23 protein-coding genes are annotated in these 24,103 nt (G+C 41.1%); 16 read left to right on the top strand and 7 right to left on the bottom strand.

Annotated elements, in window-relative coordinates; all coding sequences use genetic code 11:
* On the bottom strand, positions 1-95 hold a 95-nt coding region (locus BLT07_RS20725), incomplete at its 3' end, for a transposase (RefSeq protein WP_139205131.1).
* Positions 96-210: 115 nt separating this feature from the next.
* On the opposite strand from BLT07_RS20725, the gene BLT07_RS20960 reads away from it, so the two are divergent.
* The 9 genes from BLT07_RS20960 (at position 211) to BLT07_RS09895 (ending at position 8,981) form a co-directional block, all read left to right on the top strand.
* Positions 211-570, top strand: coding sequence for a hypothetical protein (locus BLT07_RS20960; protein WP_091868200.1), 360 nt, complete (start codon positions 211-213; stop codon positions 568-570).
* Positions 458-982 (top strand): BfmA/BtgA family mobilization protein, encoded by a 525-nt coding sequence (locus BLT07_RS09930; RefSeq protein WP_139205130.1) that lies wholly within the window; start codon positions 458-460, stop codon positions 980-982. Before BLT07_RS20960 ends, BLT07_RS09930 begins: the two co-directional genes overlap by 113 nt.
* A gap of 659 nt (positions 983-1,641) precedes the next feature.
* Positions 1,642-2,391 (top strand): hypothetical protein, encoded by a 750-nt coding sequence (locus BLT07_RS09925; protein WP_091868196.1) that lies wholly within the window; start codon positions 1,642-1,644, stop codon positions 2,389-2,391.
* A 281-nt stretch (positions 2,392-2,672) separates the two neighbouring features.
* Positions 2,673-4,004: a TolC family protein gene (locus tag BLT07_RS09920; RefSeq protein ID WP_091868194.1), complete on the top strand. Its 1,332-nt coding sequence runs from the start codon at positions 2,673-2,675 to the stop codon at positions 4,002-4,004.
* 11 nt (positions 4,005-4,015) lie between these two features.
* Entirely contained in the window at positions 4,016-5,233 is a 1,218-nt protein-coding gene (locus BLT07_RS09915) for an efflux RND transporter periplasmic adaptor subunit (RefSeq protein ID WP_091868192.1), read from the top strand.
* Positions 5,234-5,237: 4 nt separating this feature from the next.
* Positions 5,238-5,981: an ABC transporter ATP-binding protein gene (locus BLT07_RS09910; protein WP_091868275.1), complete on the top strand. Its 744-nt coding sequence runs from the start codon at positions 5,238-5,240 to the stop codon at positions 5,979-5,981.
* Between the two features lie 2 nt (positions 5,982-5,983).
* Entirely contained in the window at positions 5,984-7,204 is a 1,221-nt protein-coding gene (locus BLT07_RS09905) for an ABC transporter permease (protein ID WP_091868190.1), read from the top strand.
* Positions 7,197-8,246, top strand: coding sequence for a sensor histidine kinase (locus tag BLT07_RS09900; RefSeq protein WP_245726494.1), 1,050 nt, complete (start codon positions 7,197-7,199; stop codon positions 8,244-8,246). Before BLT07_RS09905 ends, BLT07_RS09900 begins: the two co-directional genes overlap by 8 nt.
* Positions 8,247-8,249: 3 nt before the next feature.
* A complete protein-coding gene (locus tag BLT07_RS09895; RefSeq protein WP_091868188.1) occupies positions 8,250-8,981 on the top strand; it encodes a LytR/AlgR family response regulator transcription factor in 732 nt (243 codons plus the stop codon).
* 61 nt (positions 8,982-9,042) lie between these two features.
* Here BLT07_RS09895 and BLT07_RS09890 read toward each other — a convergent pair whose 3' ends face one another.
* The 4 genes from BLT07_RS09890 to BLT07_RS09875 all read right to left on the bottom strand — a co-directional run bounded on the left by BLT07_RS09890 (position 9,043) and on the right by BLT07_RS09875 (position 12,192).
* Positions 9,043-9,771 (bottom strand): LytR/AlgR family response regulator transcription factor, encoded by a 729-nt coding sequence (locus tag BLT07_RS09890; protein ID WP_091868186.1) that lies wholly within the window; start codon positions 9,769-9,771, stop codon positions 9,043-9,045.
* 1 nt (position 9,772) lies between these two features.
* Positions 9,773-10,453: a sensor histidine kinase gene (locus BLT07_RS09885; protein WP_245726493.1), complete on the bottom strand. Its 681-nt coding sequence runs from the start codon at positions 10,451-10,453 to the stop codon at positions 9,773-9,775.
* A gap of 348 nt (positions 10,454-10,801) precedes the next feature.
* A complete protein-coding gene (locus BLT07_RS09880; RefSeq protein WP_091868182.1) occupies positions 10,802-11,149 on the bottom strand; it encodes a DUF4907 domain-containing protein in 348 nt (115 codons plus the stop codon).
* 53 nt (positions 11,150-11,202) lie between these two features.
* Entirely contained in the window at positions 11,203-12,192 is a 990-nt protein-coding gene (locus BLT07_RS09875) for a Kelch repeat-containing protein (RefSeq protein ID WP_091868180.1), read from the bottom strand.
* 234 nt (positions 12,193-12,426) lie between these two features.
* Here BLT07_RS09875 and BLT07_RS09870 point away from each other — a divergent pair, with 234 nt between their 5' ends.
* The 6 genes from BLT07_RS09870 (at position 12,427) to BLT07_RS09845 (ending at position 19,754) form a co-directional block, all read left to right on the top strand.
* The gene (locus BLT07_RS09870; RefSeq protein ID WP_091868178.1) at positions 12,427-13,743 is read left to right on the top strand and encodes a DUF4270 family protein; all 1,317 of its coding nucleotides are present in this window, start codon (positions 12,427-12,429) and stop codon (positions 13,741-13,743) included.
* 67 nt (positions 13,744-13,810) lie between these two features.
* Positions 13,811-14,983 carry a BamG family beta-barrel-assembly machinery protein gene (locus BLT07_RS09865; protein WP_245726492.1) on the top strand — a complete coding sequence of 391 codons (1,173 nt, stop codon included), beginning with the start codon at positions 13,811-13,813 and terminating at the stop codon, positions 14,981-14,983.
* A 117-nt stretch (positions 14,984-15,100) separates the two neighbouring features.
* Positions 15,101-15,661: a DUF6515 family protein gene (locus BLT07_RS09860; RefSeq protein ID WP_091868175.1), complete on the top strand. Its 561-nt coding sequence runs from the start codon at positions 15,101-15,103 to the stop codon at positions 15,659-15,661.
* Between the two features lie 20 nt (positions 15,662-15,681).
* Positions 15,682-16,452 carry a hypothetical protein gene (locus BLT07_RS09855; protein WP_091868173.1) on the top strand — a complete coding sequence of 257 codons (771 nt, stop codon included), beginning with the start codon at positions 15,682-15,684 and terminating at the stop codon, positions 16,450-16,452.
* Between the two features lie 21 nt (positions 16,453-16,473).
* Entirely contained in the window at positions 16,474-16,761 is a 288-nt protein-coding gene (locus BLT07_RS21205) for an EF-hand domain-containing protein (RefSeq protein WP_217633310.1), read from the top strand.
* A gap of 158 nt (positions 16,762-16,919) precedes the next feature.
* Positions 16,920-19,754 carry a TonB-dependent receptor gene (locus BLT07_RS09845; protein WP_091868171.1) on the top strand — a complete coding sequence of 945 codons (2,835 nt, stop codon included), beginning with the start codon at positions 16,920-16,922 and terminating at the stop codon, positions 19,752-19,754.
* Positions 19,755-19,922: 168 nt separating this feature from the next.
* Here the strand turns inward: BLT07_RS09845 and BLT07_RS09840 are convergent, their stop codons facing one another.
* Positions 19,923-21,464 carry an IS1182 family transposase gene (locus BLT07_RS09840; protein WP_091868169.1) on the bottom strand — a complete coding sequence of 514 codons (1,542 nt, stop codon included), beginning with the start codon at positions 21,462-21,464 and terminating at the stop codon, positions 19,923-19,925.
* 182 nt (positions 21,465-21,646) lie between these two features.
* A complete protein-coding gene (locus BLT07_RS09835) occupies positions 21,647-22,348 on the bottom strand; it encodes a Crp/Fnr family transcriptional regulator (RefSeq protein WP_091868167.1) in 702 nt (233 codons plus the stop codon).
* Between the two features lie 356 nt (positions 22,349-22,704).
* Here BLT07_RS09835 and icd point away from each other — a divergent pair, with 356 nt between their 5' ends.
* The gene (icd, locus tag BLT07_RS09830; RefSeq protein ID WP_091868166.1) at positions 22,705-23,952 is read left to right on the top strand and encodes an NADP-dependent isocitrate dehydrogenase; all 1,248 of its coding nucleotides are present in this window, start codon (positions 22,705-22,707) and stop codon (positions 23,950-23,952) included.
* Positions 23,953-24,103: the final 151 nt, after the last annotated feature.

Below are 24,103 nucleotides of genomic sequence, written 5' to 3'. Positions count from 1 at the left end.
CCCATTTCCCGGGAGATGTCGCCAACGGTCCGACCCTGTTCGTTCTCCTTGAGGGCCTTGATGATCTGGCTTTCGCTAAACTTGCTTTTTTTCATGTGACAGTTAAAATTTAAAATTAATAAATTCGAATTTTAAACTGTCCTATTTTTAGGGAAGGCTACACGTTCAAAAAAATCAAACGGCACAAAAGATACCTTGTGCCATCCGGATATGTTCAAAAAAGTGTTCTTTAAGGCCGCTCAAAAATTCCATGCCCAAAGCGATATCGACTTCGATGTCGACAGTAAAAACAAAAACTTTCTGGGGCACTTTTGTAGGTATTGGAACCAAGACCCAGCTTTTGAGGTCATGGAGAATATTTCACTGCAAAAAGGGCTAATGGTCTTTGGTTCCTGTGGTACGGGAAAAACATCAAGTTTCCGGATCATCCAAAATCTGTCCAAACATTATCAGGTGCGTGAACTGTGGTTTCCAGCGATTTCGGGCCTATTCCAAGACCGTTTCCAGATCACATTCCGAAACGGTCGATACAATGATCGACTTTTTCGAAAAAGCAAAAATCATCCCTAAAAGCGAGGTGATGATCAGTTTTATCAAATTCCAAAATGACCTAATAGGGCGATATGATTATATAGATGAACTCTTACGTACCATGGAGAGGGAGCACATAAAACCGACACATGATATACTCAAAAGTCTGTTCGATGGAACGGCACTAAAAAAGAAGGAGCAGCAACCTATGATTGTGGGGAAGGCTTCTATCCAAATGACCAGGGAGGAATGGAACAGGGAGGAAGGAAAGGTTTCTTACGAAAGATACCATGACGTCATAAAGGCTAGTGGCGCTGACCGACGGACTTTTTCGAAAGTGCTGGATAGTATTGTCAAAGTAGAACCCACTTTTGGAAAGCCCTATTTTAAAGTGGAAATAGATGTAACTGAACTGGACGGAATTCGGCAGGAACTAAACAGGAACGAATGATCGGCCTTTCGACAAGCAAAAGCAGGAAGGCCCTATCCGGTTTTTGCTTTACGCTAATCTACCGGAATCGCTACAAAAACCGGACAGGATCCACGCGCAAAGTTTAAGGGTAAGATTTGGGGACGGCGTAATAGGTAATTTAGGGTTTCTGCAAAAGTTCAGATAAAAGTGAAATTTTATGCACCTTGCCAGATTGTGCCGTGTCCCAAAAAACGTTCTTTTTAAGGGACTTCACCTGTTTTCTAAAAAGTGGTTTTTATTAGCCGAATCTAGCTATAACCTTTAGGGCTGAATCCATGTATCAATCTTTCTTTGACATTTTTAACCCTGCCTTTTTTTGCTTCAAACCTTGTACTCAAAAAATTCCATCGATAAAATCACCGCCCTGATCTAGACAATTACCCCAAACGTCTATCGCTTGATCGTAAAATATAATAAAATTTCACCTTTGTAGTGTTACATCAATTCATTTAAAAGTTAAAATTATAGCTCATCCTTCCAGATTTTTTCAGTGTCAGTTTTCTTTTCCTCAAGGCGATGTCACTGTGAATTCCCAAAATATGGAGGTAGGTTTTATGGTTAAAGAAGTTTTGTAGCGAACTAAAATAATTAGGACTAAGAAAAACAAAAATTAACGAGACTGAAATAAAACAATAACTATGAAAATAAAATTAGCGATCCTACATTTCTTAATTTGTAGTGTTATTATTGCCCAGGATGAATCTACGTTTATGGGGAGTGAAGATAATATTGAATACAAAGCAAATTTTGATGGTAAAGATTTGTATGTAACACTACATGCAGAGTTCAAAGAGACCATGCAAGTTATGCTTCACCGTGGGTATACAATATATTTTGATGTAAAAGGGAAGAAAAAGAAAAATGTAAGCATACAATACCCTTTAAAAACAGAGCGTCCAGAAAAAGGTACTAGGCCTGAAAGAGGTGAGCGTAGCGGAAATGGCGAGCAAAATGGTCCGGATATCAATAAAATGCTAGAAAACCTTCCAAAAACGGCAAATTATACAAGTTACGATTCATCTCAAGATTTTAATTTGGATTTAAATAGTTTGGGAATTGAAATGAATTATAGTTATGAAGAAAGTACGGAAGTGGGTCCAATTTTAGAATTCCATTTAAAGATTCCTGCTTCAAAGATTATAAAGGAAAATGAAGATCTCTCAAAATTATCTATTGGAGTTGTTTCTACCAAGCAAGAACAAAAGGAAAACAAGCAACAAGCCAATATGGGTAGGAGTGGTAGACAAGGCGGTGGTCAAGGTGGACGTGCTAGAGGCGGTGGAGGTGGCCGTGGAGGTGCTGGAAACAGAGGAGGATCGACTCAAGCAAGGGAATTGGTACAGGAAGCAACTATAGATTTTTGGTTTGATTTAAATGATAAAAAGTAAGAGTGAAAGATTAAACACTACAATACTAAATTTTAGATTCTTTTATAATAACCGATTACATTCTTGTAATCGGTTATTTTATGCATTCTTTTTTGGATACATTGAGATATAAAAATCTTAAATAGCATGATGGTGCCCTACTTTTTATCCCCAAGAAAAACCAAAAAATCCCGTCGATAAAAAAAGACGTTCTGTATAGACAATTAGCCCAAACATCTATTACACTTTATTAAGGTAGCATTTAGTTTCACATTTGTAGTGTTAATGTAAAACACACAAAAATGAAATTATATCTCATCATAGCGAGCTTTTTAATTGTGCAATTTTCAAATGCACAAGAGGCTTATAATACTTCAACACCAAAAGTGTGGTCTTTAGACGAATGTATTGCCTACGCCATAGAAAACAACATAACTGTTAAAGATGCATTATTAAATACCAATATTGCAGAAGTAAATTATGACAGAGCAAAATCATCCAGACTGCCTAACTTATTTGGTAATGCTTCTCAAAATTTTTCTAACGGAAATTCAATAGACCCAATTACAAGTGATTTTGTGTCAGATCAAATCTATAGCTCTAATGTGGGCATAAATAGTTCGATGACCTTATTTCAAGGCAATCAAATTAATAATGATATAAAACAACGTGAATTACTTTTAGAACAGAGTTCCTTTATTGAAGAAATAGCCAAGAACAATATTGTTGTCAGCATTTTAGAAACCTATTTGCAAAGTTTATACAGTAAAGAAAGTATTAGCATAGCCGAAAACAATTTGGTGGCTTCAGAGAAAGAAGTGTTACGTGCCAAAGCACGTTTAGATGCCGGAGAAATTGCTCTAAATGATTACACCGAAGCGCAAAGTCAAGCAGCTACCAATAAGTACAATGTAATTGCTGCAAAAAACAATTACCAACAAAACATCATTGCACTAAAACAATTGCTGGAATTGCCTCCTACACAAGAGATGGAGGTTGAAACCATTGATGAAAATATGGATTTAATCAATTTGGAACTTGACAAAATGCTTATTTATAATAATGCATTAGGCTATCTCCCAGAGATGAAAGTGAGTTCTTTAAATATCGCTGTCAATGAAAAAGAACTGGACATCGCGAAAGGCGCATATTTACCAACCTTATCTCTAATTGGAAGTATGGGAACTGGCTACACAAGTATTAATGACAATACATTTTCAGACCAGTTCAATGTCAATTTCAATCAAAAAATAGGACTGTCGTTAAACGTTCCAATCTTTAATAGAAACCAGACCAAAGCGGCTGTAAGCACAGCAACTTTAAATATTGAAAAAGCTGAAATTCAGAAGCAAAATTCAGAAAAAGAAATCTATAGAAAAGTTGAGACTGCCTACCAAAATGCACTCTCAACACAAGAGCAAGTTATTGCTGCAGAAGCTTCTAAAGCTGCAGCCGAACAATCGTTTAATCTGGCACAAAAGAAATATGAATTAGGAGCTTTGAGTACTACAGATTTAGTGATTAGTCAAAACACATATACAAATGCTCAACAAAATTATTTACAAGCCAAATACTTAAATATTTTATATCATCAACTATTACAATTTTATCAAGGAAACGATATTAAACTTTAATAACTACAGTCATGAAAAACAAGACAAAAATCATAATAGGAAGTATAGTTTTAATCGCTATTGCTATTGCTGCATTCATTTTTATAAAAGGCGACGATACCATAGTTATTGAAGCTAAAACCGTTGCAGCCAAAACAGCGAATGTTACCACAATGGTAACAGCAACAGGAACCATTGAACCAACAAACCAAGTAGATGTTGGTACACAAGTTTCTGGTGTTGTAGAGAAAATATTTGTGGATTATAACAGTGTAGTTAAAGAAGGGCAATTAATTGCCGAATTAGATAAAACCAATCTGTTAGCTGCATTATCGCAGGCGCAAGCCGTTTATGATAATGCTGTAAATCAAAAAAACTACACAAAAACCATTTACGACCGTCAAAAAACCTTATACGACAGTCAGGTTATAAGTAGATCTGATTTTGATGATGCGAACTTCAATTACGAAACAGCAAAAAGCACAGTTACTCAACGTTTGTCTGATTTACAAAAAGCGAGAACCAATTTAAGTTATGCCGATATTCATTCACCAATTGATGGTGTGGTATTATCGAGAGCCATTGACGAAGGTCAAACTGTAGCCGCAAGTTTAAGTACACCAACCTTGTTTACAATTGCTCAAGACTTAAAAGAAATGCAGGTAGAAGCTGATGTTGATGAAGCAGACATAGGGCAGGTTAAAGAAGGACAACGAGTTAGTTTTACAGTTGACGCTTATTTAGGGGAAGACTTTGACGGTGTTGTTACCCAAGTACGTTTAAACCCAACCGTAATTTCAAATGTGGTAACCTTTACAGTAGTTATTAAAGCAGATAACCCAGATTTAAAATTAAAGCCAGGCTTAACCGCAACCATTTCAATTTACACCTTGGAATTAAAAGATGTGTTAACTGCCGAAGCCAAAGCCATTAATTTTAAACCAACACGACCAGAGTTAACAGCTTATAATGAACAACAAAAAATTACTGTTGAAGCACCAAGTGAAAGACCGGCAGAAAGAAGTACCGGTAGCGTTGTTTGGGTTTATAGTAGTACAGGAGAAATAAAATCTCAAAAAGTCACTTTGGGAGCAAGTGATGGTGTTAACGTTCAAATTTTAGAAGGAATTTCTGATGGTGATAAATTAGTGTACAGTTTAGAAGACGTTAGTAATTCAGAAGCAAAAACTGCTGATAAAAGCGAAAGTCCATTTATGCCACAAACAACAAGAGGTGGAGGAAAAAGATAATAAGATGAGCAAAGAAATCATTAAAATAGAAGATATAACGCGTGACTTTACCATGGGAGCGGAAAGAGTTCGTGCTTTACGAGGTATCTCATTTACTATAAACGAAGGCGAATTTGTTACCATCATGGGATCTAGTGGTTCGGGGAAAAGCACCTTATTAAATATTTTAGGCTGTTTAGATCAACCAACTTCTGGGTTATATGAAATAGATGGTATAAAAGTGAAAAACTTAAGCCGAAATGAATTAGCCACGATAAGAAACGAAAAAATAGGCTTCATTTTCCAATCCTATAATTTATTGGCTAGGACATCTGCCCTTGAAAATGTAGAATTACCACTTATATATAACAGTAAAATATCTACAGAAGAACGAAGAGAACGTGCTATTAAAGCACTAAAAATGGTTGGCTTAGAAGACAGAATGGATCATACGCCGTCTCAACTTTCAGGTGGACAACAACAGCGTGTAGCCATAGCAAGATCGTTAGTAAATAACCCAGTAATGATATTAGCTGATGAAGCCACTGGAAATCTGGACACACGAACTGCCTACGAAATTATGTCCATTTTTCAAGACCTTAACGAACAAGGTATTACTATCGCTTTTGTAACGCACGAAGAAGATATTGCAACATTTAGTAGTAGAACCATTGTTTTAAAAGATGGAAATATCATTCAAGATTACAAAAATGAAAATGTACAATCGGCAGAAGAAGAGTTAGCAAAATTACCTAAAGAAAATCATTAATTATGAGACTATTAAATTTATTTAAAATCGCTTTTAAAGCCATTGTTCTTAATAAAATGAGGACGCTACTTACAATGTTGGGCATTATTATAGGTGTAGCATCGGTAATTGCAATGCTCGCTATTGGTGAAGGCTCTAAAGAAAGTATTCGCACTAACATTTCAAGTATGGGCTCTAATATTATTACTATTAGACCTGCTTCTGCTTCAAGTAGTGGTGTTCGCGCAAGTGCAGATGAGATGCAAACACTTACCCTTAAAGATTATGAAGCCGTTAAAGATCAAGCCACCTTTTTAAGTTATGCAACACCATTGGTTACTGGTAAAGGACAAGTTATAAATGGTTCTAACAACTGGCCATCAAGTATATATGGCGTAAATCCAGATTATCTCAAAATTAAAGTAGTTGATTTGCAAAGCGGCAGTATGTTTACAGATGCCGAAGTAAAAACGGCTTCTAAAGTGGCACTTATTGGGCAAACGGTCGTGGACAATGTGTTTCCTGATGGGCAAGATCCTATTGGACAGATGATTCGTTTTAATAATATTCCATTTAAAGTCATTGGTGTATTAGAAGTAAAAGGAGAAAACACCTTTGGTCAAGACCAAGATGATGTGGTTATTGCACCATATACAACCGTACAAAAACGTATTTTGGCTATTGATTATATCAATCAAATTATGGCTTCGGCAGTAAGTGAAGACGATGCGCCAAATGCTGTTACTGAAGTCTCAGAAATTATGAGAATTCAACATCAAATATCTAATCCAAATAAAGACGATTTTAGTGTACAGTCTATGGAAGAGCTTATTTCTACATTTAGTTCTACCAGCGAGATGTTAACCGTTTTATTAGTTGCAGTAGCCAGTATATCTCTGTTAATTGGTGGTATTGGTATTATGAATATTATGTATGTGTCTGTAAAAGAACGTACCAAAGAAATTGGATTAAGAATGGCTGTAGGAGGCAAAGGTTCAGATATTTTAATGCAATTTTTAATAGAAGCTATTTTAATTAGTGTATCTGGTGGTGCTTTAGGCGTCCTTTTAGGACTCACTTCTACGGTATTTATTGAGAAATTCTTAAATTGGCCAACAAGTGTAGCAATGTATTCTATTGTAATTTCCTTTGCTGTTTGTGCTGTAACTGGTATCTTTTTTGGGTGGTATCCTGCAAGAAAAGCATCAGCTTTAGATCCGATTACAGCATTGCGATATGAATAAATTTATGATGGAAAAAAATAAAAAAATAACAGTCTTTTCACATATCCTGGTTTGGTTTGCCTTATTCAGTATGCCATATGTGCTTTCTTATGGTCAAGAACAAGAAATTAGCAGGACTATGTCTCGTTTTTGGATACCGTTGTTTTTTTATGTTATCCTATTTTATATTAATTATGGTGTATTAATTGACAAATTTCTGTTTGAGAATAAAACAGTTAAGTACATCATTATAAATGTGATCATTATTTCATTTTTTCTGGTGCTAAAATCACAAATTGATACTTTTATTTTTACTGATGTAATAAGAAAACCGTCAAATATCGAAGGTGCTAGGCCACCTATTAAGATGATTATTTATGTACAAATGTTATCCTATATAGTACCGGTGCTTTTTTCAGTGACCATTAAAACCACAAAACGATGGACAAAAACAGAAGCCGAGCGTAAGGAAGCTACGAACTTCAAGTTGCAATCAGAACTTCAACATTTGCATTATCAATTACAACCACATTTCTTTTTTAACTCCTTAAATAACATCTATGCTTTGGTTGATATTTCGCCAGACGAGGCCAAATCTTCCATTCATAGTTTAAGCAAATTAATGAGATATATGCTTTATGAAACCAATATGGATATATTGCCACTTTCAAAAGAAATCGATTTTATAAAAAAATATATCGACCTAATGAAATTAAGGGTATCGGACAAAACCAAAGTCAGTTATAATTTTCCAACGGAAGAAACAGGCATTCACATAGCACCCTTATTATTTATTTCATTAATTGAAAACGCTTTTAAACACGGTGTTTCCGCAAGTAAAGAAAGTCATATTAACATTTCAATGACCAATGAAAATAAAACAGTTCTTTTTACCATTGAAAACGATAATTTCCCTAAAAAAACAGACGATAAAAGTGGTTCAGGAATCGGACTGCAAAATTTAACGAAACGCTTGGAATTACTATACCCAAATAAACATAGTTTTAATACGAGTGTAAAGGATAATCGTTTTTTAGTACAATTAGAAGTAGAAACGGAATAAATTATGAGCAGCTTAAAAATCACTTGTGTTATTGTAGATGATGAGCCCATGGCGCTTAATCTGGTGGAGAGTTATGTTCAGAAAACACCGTTTTTAGTACTTAAAAAAAAGTGTGCTAGTGCCTTAGAAGCGATGGAGTTCATAAAAGCCGAACCTGTAGATCTGTTGTTTTTGGACATCCAGATGCCAGATCTTACCGGTATTGAATTTTCAAAAATGTTGCCCAAGGAAACGCGGGTTGTTTTTACGACGGCGTTCGATCAATATGCCTTGGAAGGTTTTAAAGTGGAAGCCCTGGACTATCTTTTAAAGCCTTTTGACTACGCCGAATTTTTGGTTGCGGCCAATAAAGCCAATACTTGGCTTGAACTGGTAAGAGGGAAAGAACAAACCAGGGTATCCGAGGAAAAGGAGTTTCTTTTTGTAAAATCCGAATACAAACAACTACGTATTAAACTGGCGGATGTTCTGTATTTTGAAGGCCTAAAGGATTATATAAAAATTTGGCTGAAAAACCGTTCCCGTCCCATATTGACCTTGATGAGCCTTAAAAGCCTACAGGAAGAACTTCCCAAAGACAGGTTTATGCGTGTACACCGATCGTTCATCGTCGCCCTGCAGGCCATCGACACCATTGAAAGAAGCCAGATCATTATCGGGGACAAGCGCATCACGGTCTCGGAAAACCATAAACAGGAATTTTTGGACTATATCTCCAACAACAGCTTGGACTAAAAAATGGTCTTTTGGGCTTTGTATCTATCGGCGGTCTTTGATCCGTCTTTTATTTCTTTTGCTATCGAAGCCCTAGGCGAAATAGAAATGTGGATTTATAACTTTCACCTATGGGTAATCTTATGTCATCTATTACAATTCTATTTCTTTGAATCGAACCGATATGGTTCACGTTCACGAGAAATGATTTATGGGCCCTTTCAAAGAGATTCGAAGGTAATCTATCGTGTAGCTCTTTAAAGCTCATGAGGGTAAGAATGGGCTTGTTGGTCGAAACCACGTGTATTTTTAGGTAATCTTTTAGGCCTTGGACGTATTTAATGTCGTCTATTCTAATTTTGATGTTTTCGTATTCCGCTTTTACGAAAATGAAATTGTCGCCGTTTTCGCTGCCCCCACTTGAGGGAAAGATGTTGGTATCCCGTACTTCTCCATTTTTAGTCAAAAGGCCTTGGACACGTGATACCGCTTTCACGAACCGGCCATAGGGAATGGGCTTTACCAAATAATCTACCGCATTGAGCTCGAAGCCGTCAACGGCATAATGTGAATAGGCGGTCGTAAAGATAAAGAACGGCCTGTTTTCCAGTGAATCGATAAAATCAATGCCGTTCATTTGTGGCATTTCAATATCTGAAAATATCAGGTCTATATTTTTCCTATTAATTATGGGTATCGAATCCAGAGGATTGTTAAAGGTACCTTCAAGTTCCAAAAAATCCAGTTTTTTACAGTAATCCTGTAAAACCTCTACGGCCAATGGCTCGTCGTCGATTATAATACACTTCATTTCAGTTCAGGTTTAGATGTAAGTTTACTTCGTAATGCACGCCGTTGTCTCCAATGGTTAGGTCATAGGCATCGGGGTACAGCAGATTCAACCTATTTCTGACATTTTCGATACCGATACCAGAACTACCTTCTCTGCTTTGATGGGCACCTATAATATTCTTGACATATAGGCAAATAGACCGATCCTTTATCGAAAGGTTTATTTCTATGTCCGTTTTGCCTTGAAAATCGGTACCATATTTAAATGCATTTTCTATAAAGACGATAAAGAGCATTGGGGCTACCATTTTGCCTTCTTCCTTTCCGCTGATCTTTAATTTCAGATTTGCATCTCTAGAAAGTCTTTGGCGCTGTAACTGAACATAGCTTTTCAGATAATTGATTTCTTTGGCCAGCGGCACCTTGTCCCTGTTCGCTTCATAGAGCATATACCTCATTAATTCCGAAATATTCATAATCGCCTCCGGTGTCTCGTCCGATTTCTTTACCGACAATGAATAAATGGTGTTCAGTGAATTGAACAAAAAGTGCGGGTTAAGCTGTGTCTTTAAGAACCGTAGTTCAGAATCTATCTTCTCTTTTTCCGTTGCTTTTCTTAGATCTTCATTCTTTCTCCATTCGCCGTACACCTTTATTACTGTACTGACCGTAAAAGGCACACAAAATAACATTATGAACATTAGCGGTAGCCTGAAAGAAATCCTATTTGAAGGTCTTCGAAAAGTTGTAGAAAGGTTGTCCGAGAATTGCGGCCTAAAATAAAAATCGAATACGAATAAAACGAGCAAAAGAAGTGTGAACGATAGGGCAACGTACATAATCGTTCTTTTCTTGAGCAATAACTTGGGTACTAAAACAAAGTAGTTCAGGTAAAAAAGGACAATCGCCAAACACAGGTTATAAGGAAAATTTGACGGTGCCCGCCTACCTTGAACAATTGTGGGATACAATAAAAAAGCAATAAAACCGGTCCATATCGCCATATGTGCTAAAATTTGACGAAGGTTTATTTTTCCCAAGACCATAGATTAAAAGCCGCTACCATTTAAGGTCTTGATATTTAATTCGTTCAGTTCCGTAATCCCAACCTCGGGACTTTTCCCGGTCGTTAGTTTGTATATGACCAGGTCGGCGATCAATCGGGCATCTTTGGGGTTCCCAAAGCGAATTTTTCCTTGAAGTCCCGGTATATGTTTCTGTCGGATGAGCAGCTTACCGTTCGCCGAGATTTGGTATCCGTAGCCCTCGTCGAGTTTGATGACTTCGGAAAAGAGCCGAGGCACACGTGGTTCCGATTTCGGGACAAATAGCGAAACGACCGAGAAAAATAGGACTGTAAACAGGGTCAAAACGATACCCCCTTTGATAAATTCCATAATTTATTGACTAAGTTGAAAAATGGACCTTATAACTTCTGTGTTAAAGAATTCTAGTCTTCCTCATCATATTCATCGAACGGTAGAAATTCATCCAGATCGTCCAAATAAAGGCTTCCGGAACGGCCTAGACCCAAAAAAGCCGATGAACCATTGGAAAAAGCGATGGCATCTTGTCTAGCGGTTCCCTCGAAACTTGTTTTAACTTCCCAAGAATCGGTGCCCGGATCATATTCCCAAACCGAGCTTAGGGTTCCGCTAGAAGTCCCGCAGGCAACATACCCATAACCGTTCAATGTAAAGGCCACGGCATTGCTCCGGGTTATGGTATAATCGTCATCTTCGTCCAAGTCCAGTTTTTTGCTCCAGGTTTCGGTAGTCGGGTCGAACGCCCAAAAGTCTTCTAAAAAAATACCGTTCGACACCCCTGTACCAAGATATACCTTGTCGCCAATGGTAAAAACAGCCGCATTTCTTCTTTTATCGCCACCGAACCCAACAAGTTCGGACCAACTGTCTGTCGAAGGATCGTATTTCCAGAAATCCTTTCTATCGTTATCACCGTCAAAACCAGTACCTAAGTATCCAAAACCGTTGATGCCGAACGCAACGGCACTATGTCTGGGAGATGGCAATGGTGCTATTTCCGTCCATGTATTCGATGTGGGGCTATAACTGTAAAAATCCGCCAATTCAGCATGGCCATCGTATCCCGATCCGATGTATCCTTTTCCGTCAACCTCAAAACCTACGGCCGCATTTCTTGCGGCCCCGGGAAAATTCGCTTTCTGTGACCAAAAATCGCCATCCATGTCATACGACCAAAATGAACTAAGGTAATCGTCACCGTCGTAACCGACGCCCATATAACCAATGTTATCAATGGTAAAACCAGAAACGCTGCTACGCGGGCTACCGTCAAAGACCGAGCGGTCTATCCAGTTACCCAGGTTTTCGTCGTCATCACCATCGTTCGAGCAGCTTGTAAATGTCAATAGTGCGAGACACGTTATGGACATCCGTTGAAATATAATTAGGTTCATATCGCTAGTTTTTGTTCGATTAGAGGTCAAAACTATGATAGACGCGTTCAGAATAAAACTGAAATAGATAAAACCGCCGATTTAAGATACCAACTAGCCGTTTTGATCTACAAAAAGGCAATATCGGTTTGGTAGTGATAATTTGGGGATTGGTCTTGTAACTTTTCCAGTTTGTCCATTACGGTTTTTAGGATCGAACTCCCACGCTACATTTGCCTTTAAACTTTTCGACCAATGATTAAAAAGCTCTTTCTGGCAGGGTTGGTTGCCCTATGCGCCTCATGTAGTACCGATGCCTTGAACGATTCCGATTTCGTGGCGGGAGACACCTTTACCGACAGTAATATTCGTGTAATGCTTATCGACACCCTAACGGTCGAGACCTCGACCATAAAGTTCGACAGTATCGAGACCTCGCAGACGACGAGAATGCTAGTAGGCAAATATACCGACCCCGTTTTCGGTACGGTCAAAAGCACGAGCTATATCCAGCTATTGCCCGAAACATACGGTATAAGTTCCGAGGCGGTTTACGACAGTCTAATATTCTTTTTAAAGTACGACAACTATTATTACAACGATACCCTTCAAAATAGTACCGTTCACCTGAGGCAACTTACAGGAAATTTAAAGCCTGAAGGCGATTCGTTCTACAACACCAGTGCTATAGCTTTCGAAGATGAGGATCTGGGTATTTTGACCTACGCCCCAAGACCGCTAGAAACCGACTCTTTAGTGATCAAAATGAACGATAGCCTGGGGTCGCAACTATTTCAAAGTCTACAGGAAAAACTGATTACCAACTCAGACGAATTCAAGGATTTTTTTAAAGGGATGGCCGTACTGCCCGACGAGAGCGACAACGGGGCCATTATCGGTTTTTCGGCGCCGGCAAGTGGCATGCGACTATATTTTACCACATCCGAGGAAAGTGAACAGGTGCAAACCTATATTGATTTTGCCGTCAACACCGTAGGTACACCCACTCCGTTCTTCAACCGAATTACGGCGGATGAACCTATCGATTACCTAAAAACGTTGACGCATCAAGAAATTGACCTGAATAGTGCCGATAGCGGCAATCAAAGTTTCATTCAATCGGGTATAGGTATTGCAACAAAAATTCAATTTCCCCATATTAAATCCGTGTACGATATCAATGGGGAAGGTACGCTGTTAGATGCGGTTCTGAAAATTAAGCCCACAATAGGTAATTACGGTGATGAACTTTTATTGAGAGATAGCTTATCGGTATTTCTGGTAGACCAGAACAACGACCTCACCGAACAACTGGTTTCCACAACCGGTACGGCACTTCAGGCCATACTGAACCGTGATAACCAAGAGTTCAATGACATTTATTATGAGATCCATCTGGGTAGTTATATCGAAAAATTATTGTTGACCGATAGGGAAACCGGCGAAGCACTTATGCTATTGCCCGACAATTACAACGCCACAGTTGACCGTTTTGTGCTCAATGGCAGCAACAACGACGATTACCCTATAACTCTGGAAATTACGTATGCGATCTATAACGAAGATGAATAAGGCTCTTTTTGCTTTTTTTTTAACGCTGGTCTTACCTCTAGCTCCTGGTTTTGCCCAATCTGAAGGATTGACCAGTTCCCCTTATAGTCTGTACGGGCTAGGTTCGGTCAACCAGACGGGTATCGGCAGAACCAACGGAATGGGGTATTCGGGTATCGGGTTGAAGACAGAAGATGAGATCGATAACCTGAACGCGGCCAATTTTGCGTTGATACCGCAAAACTCTTTTTTCTACAATGTAGGATTAAAAGGGCAATACAACAATTACAGCAACAAAGGCGACAGTGAAACGATGACCACCATCAACTTTTCGAACCTTGCCATGGCATTTCGAATTGCCGAGGGGCTGGGTGCAGGTATCGTAATGGTACCCTACAGTGATGTTGGGTATTCATTGGTCGGTATACAGAGCAATATTGAGGGCACAAACGAAACCTTTGAAAGTAACGTGACCGGTATCGGCGGATTGAGCGACCTCCGCGTGAATTTAGGTTATCGCATAATCGAAGGCCTCCGGGTCGGGGCAAGTGCCTCAATACTTTTCGGAAATATAGAGGAAGAAGAGGAATTTCAGATCAGCAATAGCAGTTTTAATTTATCCGAAAAAACAAATTATACGGGGCTGCGCTTCGGCCTCGGAATGCAATTCGACCTGACCGATAACATTACCCTAGGGAGTACCGTTCAATTTCCGACCGCTCTAAAAGGCAATTTAAAGCGGTCCGTGCTTAAAAATCTAGACGGATTGGACATTACCGTAGAAGATGAAGAAGCAGATTCTACGGCCGACTTTAACATGCCGTTTGAACTTGGTTTGGGTCTTAGTGCAAAAATTAGAAAATCATTGACCCTAAGTGCGGATTACAAAAAGAATTATTGGGACGATACCGGACAGACAGAGAACATTGGCAGCTACTCCGACCAAGATATCTATGCCATCGGAATAGAATTTGCCAAGGACCGGACGAGCTATAAATACGGTGATCGTATTCAATATCGAGCAGGGTTCAATTATGATACCGGCTACCTATCGGTTAACGGAACCAAAATAGACGGTTATGGCCTTACCGCAGGAGTAGGCTTCCCCATAGGCCAAGGGCAAAAATCAATGATCAATCTTTCTTACAGCTACGGATCAAAAGGCCAAATCCAGAATATACTCATCAAAGAGAACTTTCACCTACTCACATTGAACCTTAGTATGGAAGACCTCTGGTTCCAGAAACGAAAGATCGATTGACAAAATTTTTAAGAAGGAATTCTTATAAATATATGTTAAACCGTTTTCATCATATTAAACCAAAAAAGGAAATCAAGTCAAAGAGACAAAACCAAATTATAACTTAAATCGAATCCGATGAAAAAAATAGCAATTCTGATTATGGGTATACTGATGATCACCGCCTTTTCCCAAGGGGCTATCGCCCAGCGAAGTGTAAGAAAAAAGGTTGTCACGACCAAAAAAGTGGTACGGGTACCCAGAGCCAAAGTAATATACAAAAGACCCACGACCAAAGTCGTTTCGGTAAGGACCTTACCGAGCAATAGAACGGTAATCAACCACAAGGGGTTGTCATATACCTATGTCAATAACAAATTCTTTCGGTACTACGGCGGGCATTACTTACCTGTAGCCCCAGCAGTTGGGTTACGGATCGGCACCTTGCCAATCGGCTACAGTCGTATAGTGGTAGGAGCAAGAAATTATTTCTATTATGATGGTATCTATTATCGGGCCGCAGATGATGACTATGAAGTAGTACGCCCCGAAATAGGTGCCATCATATACGAATTGCCCGAAGATTACGAGAAAGTAGAGGTAGATGGTGCTATTCTTTATGAGTCCGACAACGTACTTTATGAAAAAATACATGTGGATGGTACCAGAGCCTATGAAGTTGTAGGAATCGTTGAATAATAAAAACAATACTAGAAAGAATGAAAAAAAAATATCTACGGCTGCTTTTGACCCTATGTTTTGTTCAAGCGGCCCAAGCCGAAACTATAGTTTTGGACACGGTAACGGGAGTTCATGAAAAACTCACTTACAAACTCTTTGATGAAGGAAAGGATATTTCCGTAACCCTTTTTACAACCGATATGGCGACTATTCAGCGATTGTTACGGCTGGGCACGACCTTTTATTTCGATATCAAGGGAAAAAAGAACAAAGAGGTATATGTCAGCTATCCTGTCAGGAGTGAAACTGCGGAAAGGGGAATAAAACCTGCTACTGGAGAAGGTAGGCCCGATTTGGACGGACTCTTGGCCGATTTGCCCCAAGAAGGGGAATATGGGCATAAAGGCGAAACCGAACTATTTCACCCCATGTTAAACAGTCTTGGCATTGAAATCGGGCTTGAAACCACAGAAACTGAAACCGAAGGCACCGAAAGCCAGGGACTGATTTACCGAATAAAAATTCCCAAAGACAAAATTGCGGTCGATGATGCTACCGACCTATCCCGTTTGAGCATTGGGGTGGTCAGTAGCGGACAGAAAGCAAGGGAGAAGGCTGATGGGGCCGCCGGTTCGGCACCATCGATAGGGATGGGCGGTAGAGGTCGCGGGGGCAGAGGTGGTGGTCGCGGTGGGAGCCGTGGTCAAGGCAGACAGGGAGGGCAAAGAGATTCCTCCAACAAAAAAGAACGTCCAACGACCGAAAATATAGATTTTTGGTTCGAGGCAAATTTAAAAGATGATCAATAATTAATTTAAATACAGATAACGATGAAAACTAAGATTTTTAACATTGGAATTTTTTCGGCCGCCCTATTATTGGGCGTGAATACTTACGCTCAAGAAAGAGGTGACCGGCAAGGCGGTTCACCCGAAAAAATGATAGAACGGCTCGATACCGACAAAGACGGAAAATTATCCAAAGAAGAGGTCGCCAAGGTCGAGAGGGGAAATCTGGCGGAAAACTTCGACACGGTCGATGCCGATTCCGACGGATTTATCACTTTTGAGGAATTCAAGGTATACCAAACCGATAGACGCAAAAAAAGGAAACAATAAAAATAAGAAGGACCGGCCGGGACATGCTTGGCACAATACCATAATCCCGGTCCCCTATCAAATAAAAGGATCACTACCCAAAACCCAAAGCTTTTCCACAACCTAATTGCTAGGATAATCTGAATTTTATTCTTGGCAGTACTACAATCAAACCAACTATGAGACAGCTTCTTTTTTTAGTTGCGGCCCAGTTGTTCGCCATAATCTCCTTTGCCCAGACCTCGTCGATCTCGGGAACGGTGGCCAATGCCTCCGATAGCATACCGCTGAGCGGGGCGAATATCGTGCTGACAAAAAACGATTCGAACAAAGGTCGTGGCGTTATCGCCGATTTTGACGGTAATTTCAGTTTCGACAATGTAACGGACGGGGCCTTTTTGTTGAAAATTTCTTACGTAGGATACCAGGACTTTACAAGGAAAATACGAGTTAACGGTCGGCCGATACAACTTGGAATCCTCCCCTTGCAGGAGGAGGTGGAAGAACTGAATGAGGCCGTAGTCACCGGCCAGGCCGTACGCGTCCTTCAAAAAGGGGACACTTTGCAATACAACGCAAACGCATATAAGACTCTGCCCGATGCGAGTGCCGAGGATCTCTTGGAGAAAATGCCCACCGTTGTCATAGAAAACGGCAAGGTACAGGCCGAGGGCGAGGACGTAAAACAGGTGCTTGTGGATGGGAAACGCTTTTTTGGAGACGACCCCACCGCTGCCATACGAAACTTGCCCGCCGAGGTGATCGACAAAATCGAAATATTCGACAAACAGAGCGACCAGGCCGAGTTTACGGGCTTCGATGACGGCGAGACTTCCAAGACCATCAACATCGTGACCAAGGCAGATAGGCGAAACGGGCAGTTCGGGAAAATATATGTCGGATATGGTTCGGAAGACAAGTACCAAGCAGGCGGCAACATTAATCTTTTCAGCGGAGATCAACGTATCTCGATCATCGGGATGGCCAATAACGTGAACCAGCAAAATTTCAGTACCGAAGACCTGTTGGGCGTGGTGGGAAGCTCCGGAGGTGGTCGCGGGGGTGGTCAAGGAGGCCGTGGTGGTGGCCAAGGCGGCCGTGATGGTGGCCAAGGCGGCGGACGGGGCGGCAACAGCTCCGGCGCCTCGGCCAACGATTTTTTGGTAGGTCAACAAGCGGGAATTACCGACTCCCAATCGGGCGGTATCAATTTTACCGATGAATGGGGCGACAAGGTGGATGTATCCGCCAGTTATTTTTTCAACCGTTCCGATAACGTTAGCGACCAACTGATGAGCCAACAATTTTTCGATGAAGGGGGCATCAACGAAATATACGATGAAAGTAGCAGTTCACAAAGCAACAATATCAACCACCGGTTCAACGGTCAGCTTGATTTTGAGATCGACAGCCTTAACTCCCTGACCTGGCGGCCTAAACTATCCTTCCAGACCAATGATGGATTACAGTCCATTTTTGGGCAGACCTTGCTCGGCGCTGACGTTTTGAACCAAACGGACAATGACTTTAATGCCGATCTTTCCGCCCTGAGCTTTAGCAACGATCTCATTTGGAAACACAAGTTCACCAAGCCGCGCCGGACCCTCTCCGTTCGTTTGAATACGGGGTTTTCGCCGAAAAAGGGCGAGAGTTATCTATTTTCGGAGAACAGCTTCGGGAACCAACCGGCCGATACACTTCTGATCGACCAATATGCGACCCTTGACCTGAACAGTTGGAACGCTTCGGCAAACCTTCAATATACCGAACCGCTGGGGGAAAAGAGCATGCTCATGTTGAACTACCGCACCAGCTATCAACAGGAGGAGAGTAATAAGGAGACCTTTGATTTTAACGAAGAAACGACCCAGTATGACCTTTTCGACCAGGGTCTTAGCAATGTATTTTCCAACGACTATTTTACCCAACAGGCCGGGGGCGGATACAATTACCGTTCGGGCGGCCTGACCTTGATGGCACGGGCAAACCTTCAGTGGGCAAACCTGCTCAATGAGCAGACCTCCCCGTTCGAAAACACCTATGAGAATACTTTTTGGAACGTGCTTCCCATGGCGATGCTGCGCTACACTATTTCCCGAAAGGAAAACCTAAGGCTGTCTTATCGTACCAATACTCAACTGCCCTCCATCGAACAATTGCAAAATGTGGTAGACAACAACAATCCCTTGCAATTGACCGTGGGCAACCCCGATCTCGTACAGTCGTACGGGCACAATCTTTTCGCACGTTATACAAAGTCGAATACGGAAAGGGCATCCGTATTCTTCGCCATGGTGGGCGGTAGCCTAACGAACGGTTACATTGCCAATAGCACCTATCTGTCGGGCTACGATCTTCCCGAACTGGAGGGTTTTGAAGCCCAGGAAGGAGCACAATTGACCCGGCCCATAAATTTGGATGGACAGTGGTCATTACGTTCATTTATGACCTATGGTTTTCCGGTCTCGGCCCTAAAATCGAACTTAAACATCGACCTAACCTCCAGTTTCGGCCGTACCCCTGGCCTTGTCAACGATGCCCTGAACTATTCGAACAATACCACGGTGGGCGCAGGGCTTACCCTGGGCAGCAGTTTTAGCGACCGGTTAGATTTTACCCTGTCCTCAAGGAGCAACTACAATACGGTAGGCAATTCTTTGGTGGCGACGGGCAACACCCAATATTTCAACCAGAATACACGATTGAAGTTCAATGCGATCATTGACAGCGGCTTCGTTTTCCGCACGGATCTGACGCACCAATGGTATACTGGGCTCGACGAGACATTTGACCAAAACTACCTGCTCTGGAACATGAGTATCGGTAAGAAAGTGTTCAAGAACGACCGGGGAGAAATCAGCCTTTCGGTTTTCGATTTATTGGACCAAAACAACAGCCTTACCCGAAATGCAACAGAAACCTATATCGAGGACATACAAACGAACGTGCTCCAACAATATTTTATGCTGGGCTTCAAGTATGACCTTAGACATTTTAGGGTAAACAAGAAGTAGATGACCGGCTTGTTGTGCTAGACAGTTACCATTAATGGAGGGTGATGTTTTATTTTGATGTTAGGGAATAATTAGATAAATAGACAAGAATTCTGATAGTCCTATAAAAAGGCCGTGGTCGTTGCAGAAGTACTCTTTACGTAAGATATCGACCCGAGTAGGTTGTTTTTACGGAGCCATTTGGAGAACCGGTCTCGGTCGGATGTGCCGGTAAAAAGTGGTCAGGTGGCCTTGGAGGGCATCCATAATGGCCTCGAAAATGCCAATGGAGGGCTTCTTCCCTCCTTTCTTAAGGTACTTCTTCAAGTTGAAGGCGACCGCGGCCATGAGCATGACCTTATGTGCACCGGCCTTGCCCAGCACGCCTATTTTCCGAAGGCCGTAGAACTGGGTCAGGCTGCCGAACACCGGTTCGACCGTACTTTGCCTGAGTTTTTTCATTTGCCCGCCCCTTCCATTATGCTGCCGGGCATAGGCCCTCAGGTACGGTTCGTCGTATATTGTTCTAGTGATACTTTTGCATTTTCTATTTGGCGCACAGCTGGATTTCATAGGGCAGGCCTTGCAGTCCCTTGGTGCCGCCCAATAGTTTTTGAGAACGGTACCGTCCTTGTTGGTGCTGAATCCCTTGAAGGGAAGGGGCCTGCCCATCGGGCAACTGTACTCGTCCTTTTCCCTGTTGTACGGGAAACCTTCTATCCAGGGTTTATATTTCCCGAAGACGGGTATCCACCCGGTGACCTTCCTTTGTTCCAGAAAATCGTAGTTGGACCCGTTGGAATATCCCGCGTCCGCCAGGATATCGGTCATTGTCAGCTCGTTCTTCCTTAAACGGTCCTGCACCTTTAGGCTGATATCCTTCAAGTACTGGCTGTCCCTACCGTCGGCAAAGTCGGCCTGGATATGCGAGATTACCCCTTCCGCGGTATCCACCGCCATACTACAGTGGTAGTTCAGTTTTCTGGCCTTGCCCGGCTTTACCGATATACGGGCATCCGGATCGTGGGGGCTATAGTGCGTCTTGTTGCTTAGCAGGCGTGCTTTTTTATGGGTCGCACCGGCCGGCCGTACCGGACTTTCCTGTAAATTCCGGTGGTGTTTCTCCACGCGCTTGAGCTCATGTTCGGGAGCGGAAATCTGTACCGGGGATATGGTCCCCCCGTGCTTTTTAGTAGTTTCCCGATTTTCTTCCGACACTTTCTTCAAGTGGCTCTCCATCGGGGCGGCCGGCATTTTCGGCACTACGCTTTCCATGGACGCGTTCGCCTTTATCGGGGCCGAATCCACTGCCTGGGTATGGCCGGCTACCATCCCGCTGTCGACGCACAGCGCGAATACCTTGTTGAACAAGGTCACAAAAAGGGATTCGGGGTAGAGTTGCCTCGTCCTGCTTATCGTCGAATGCCATGGCAGCTCCTCGTCCAGGTCATGGCCCAGAAAGTAGAGCACGTCCATTCGCATACCGCAGTGCTCCACCAGTTTTCGGTCGGAGGTGATGTTCTCGAGGTAACCCGTGATCAATAGCTTGAAAAAGACCACGGGGTCGATCGAGGGGTTGCCGGTCTTGCCGTAAAGTTCTTTCGTATCCCTGTAAAGGAAACTCAGGTCAAGGGTTTCGCGGAGCCTTCTGTAAAGATTTTCCTTTGGGATCCGGTCCGACATCTGGAAACCGGGGAAGAGTTTTTCGGTATAGTTCTTTTTGCCTTGCATACCCTCAATTTACGGATTTCCGCACATTTATAGAAGCGAAAATTGATGTTTATTGGAGTTCTGCAACGGCCACGTTCGTTTTTTGTGACTATATAAAAATTGACAATAAGAGGCAGATTGAGCTGGATTTTACGTGTCTTCGAGCTCAGTTCATTATAACCTTCAGTTTTTTATCCCAAATCTTACAACATAGTCAAGTCAAGATTCAGAAATTGCAACAACATTTCTCTATTTTTTATATAAATAATCCTCTTTTCGATTTCAATAATACCGTCATCCTTAAATTGTTTTAGGCTTCTTCCCAAACTTTCAGGTGAGGTGCCTATGAAATTTGATAAATCCTCACGGGTCAAATCAATACCGGCCGAATACCCATTAAATTGATTAAACTTGTTCTCTAAAAGTAAAAGAAAAATAGCCAAGCGTGTATTTTGGTCTTTTTGTGCAAGAACCGCAATGGTATTTGCAAGCACCCCAAACTCATGGCTAATATTTTTAACTACCGCTTGTTTTAATCTGGGAATATCATCTAGAAGTTTTAAAAAATTGGATTTGGAAATAAAATTCACTTCCAGGTCTTCCAATGCCTCACAAGAATCTTGGTATCTTTCTTCGCCCAATAAGGCATGATAGCCTAATACATCCTCTTTGGTATAGATATAGAAAATCTGTTCCTCACCACTGAAGCCACGTTTGAACTTCTTGGCTCTTCCACTCTTTAATTGGAAAACTCCTGTAGGAATACCTTCCTCGTAAAAGAGCATTCCCCCTTTTTTTATCGGCAATGTTTCCATCACCTTGTGGACAAATCTTGTTTCCGCTGAATTTAATTCCCCGAAAAGTCTGTTGCTCTGAAAATCAAATTGATCAAAAAAATTCTTCATAAATGAATAAAATTCAAATGTAATAAATAATATATTTATATGTAACAATTAGTATTTAAAATAATAACAAATGTTATATATTTACATCAAATTATTCTAACAATGATTTCATGTTTCACTTTTCGCACTTCCATTATATCGCAGCTTTAACAGGTTAACGATTTATCGTTAAATGAAAGTACAGGGGGCACTCGTAATAAAAATCTATAAAAATGATGTGCAGCCCCATTTGAATTCAAAAAGACGGACACTTGCAATACCATTTGTCCAACCTGTTTGTAGGTTCTTATTCAGACAATCAATGCAGTTGTAAAAAGTTAATGGAAAATCATCGAAAATATTAAATGAAATATCAAATGAATGAAAATAAAATAACTTTTGAAAATGGTAAATTATATGTTCCAAGCCATCCCGTAATCCCATTTATTGAGGGGGATGGTATAGGTCCCGATATATGGAGGGCAACCAAGCAAGTTATGGACGCGGCCATTGAAAAAGCCTATGGAGAAAGCAAAAAAATCGAATGGAAAGAAATCTATGCCGGTGAAAAGGCGTATGAAAAAACCGGAGAATGGTTACCGGAAGACACATTAAATAATATCAGAGAATATTTAGTAGCTATAAAAGGGCCATTGACTACGCCGATCGGAGGGGGTATGAGATCTTTAAACGTGGCATTGCGACAACAACTCGATTTATATGCCTGTGTTCGACCGGTACGATGGTACATAGGAGTACCATCCCCTGTCAAACATCCTGAAAAAGTGGATATGGTCATCTATAGGGAAAACACAGAAGATATTTATGCTGGAATCGAATGGATGAGCGGGACACCGGAACTTGAAAGGGTAAAAAACTTTTTGATCAATGAGATGGGGGTTACCGCCATCAGGTTTCCAGACACGGTTTCCATAGGAATAAAACCCGTTTCAAAAGAAGGTAGCGAGCGCTTGGTAAGAGCTGCTATCAAATTCGCTTTGGACACAGAAAAAAAATCGGTTACCATCGTGCATAAAGGCAATATCATGAAATTTACCGAAGGGAAGTTCAAGGAATGGGGCTATCAATTGGCCAAAGATGAATTCGGCGCCAAGGATTTCGAAGGAGGACCATGGCAAATAATCGAGAAGGATGGGCATAAGCTTATTATAAAGGATGTAATAGCCGATGCGTTCCTGCAACAGATTATTTTGAGACCATCCCAATATGATGTAATCGCAACCCTGAACCTCAATGGGGATTACATTTCCGATGCCCTGGCCGCTATCGTTGGTGGAATTGGTATTGCCCCGGGAGCCAATATAAATTATACCACTGGCGTATCCATATTTGAAGCCACGCACGGTACCGCGCCGAAATATAAAGATCAAGATAAAGTAAATCCTTCTTCGGAAATACTTTCAGGAGTAATGATGCTAGAATATCTTGGATGGCAAGAAGCTGCCGATTTGATAGTAAAAGCTATTGAGCGCACAATCACGAATAAAACAGTTACTTATGACTTTGCAAGGTTGATGGATGGGGCAACCTTGCTCAAATGTTCAGAATTTGGCCAGGCAGTTGTTAAAAATATGTCGCATCCCTCAATTTTGACTACTAGATAGTAGATCAAAAATTTGAATAGAATACGTCGTGGTCTGTGGCACTTCACTAACTAAATAACAAATGAATACAAAGAAACGAGGTTCAGCCGGATTACATGATGGGCACGCAATAAATCCTTGGCTTTTTCAAAAACGGAAAGCGGAGAATTAG

This window comes from Pricia antarctica (assembly GCF_900101815.1).
Taxonomy (GTDB): Bacteria; Bacteroidota; Bacteroidia; order Flavobacteriales; family Flavobacteriaceae; genus Pricia; species Pricia antarctica.
Note: the sequence above shows the minus strand (reverse complement) of the source record. Positions and strands in the feature narration are given on the sequence as shown.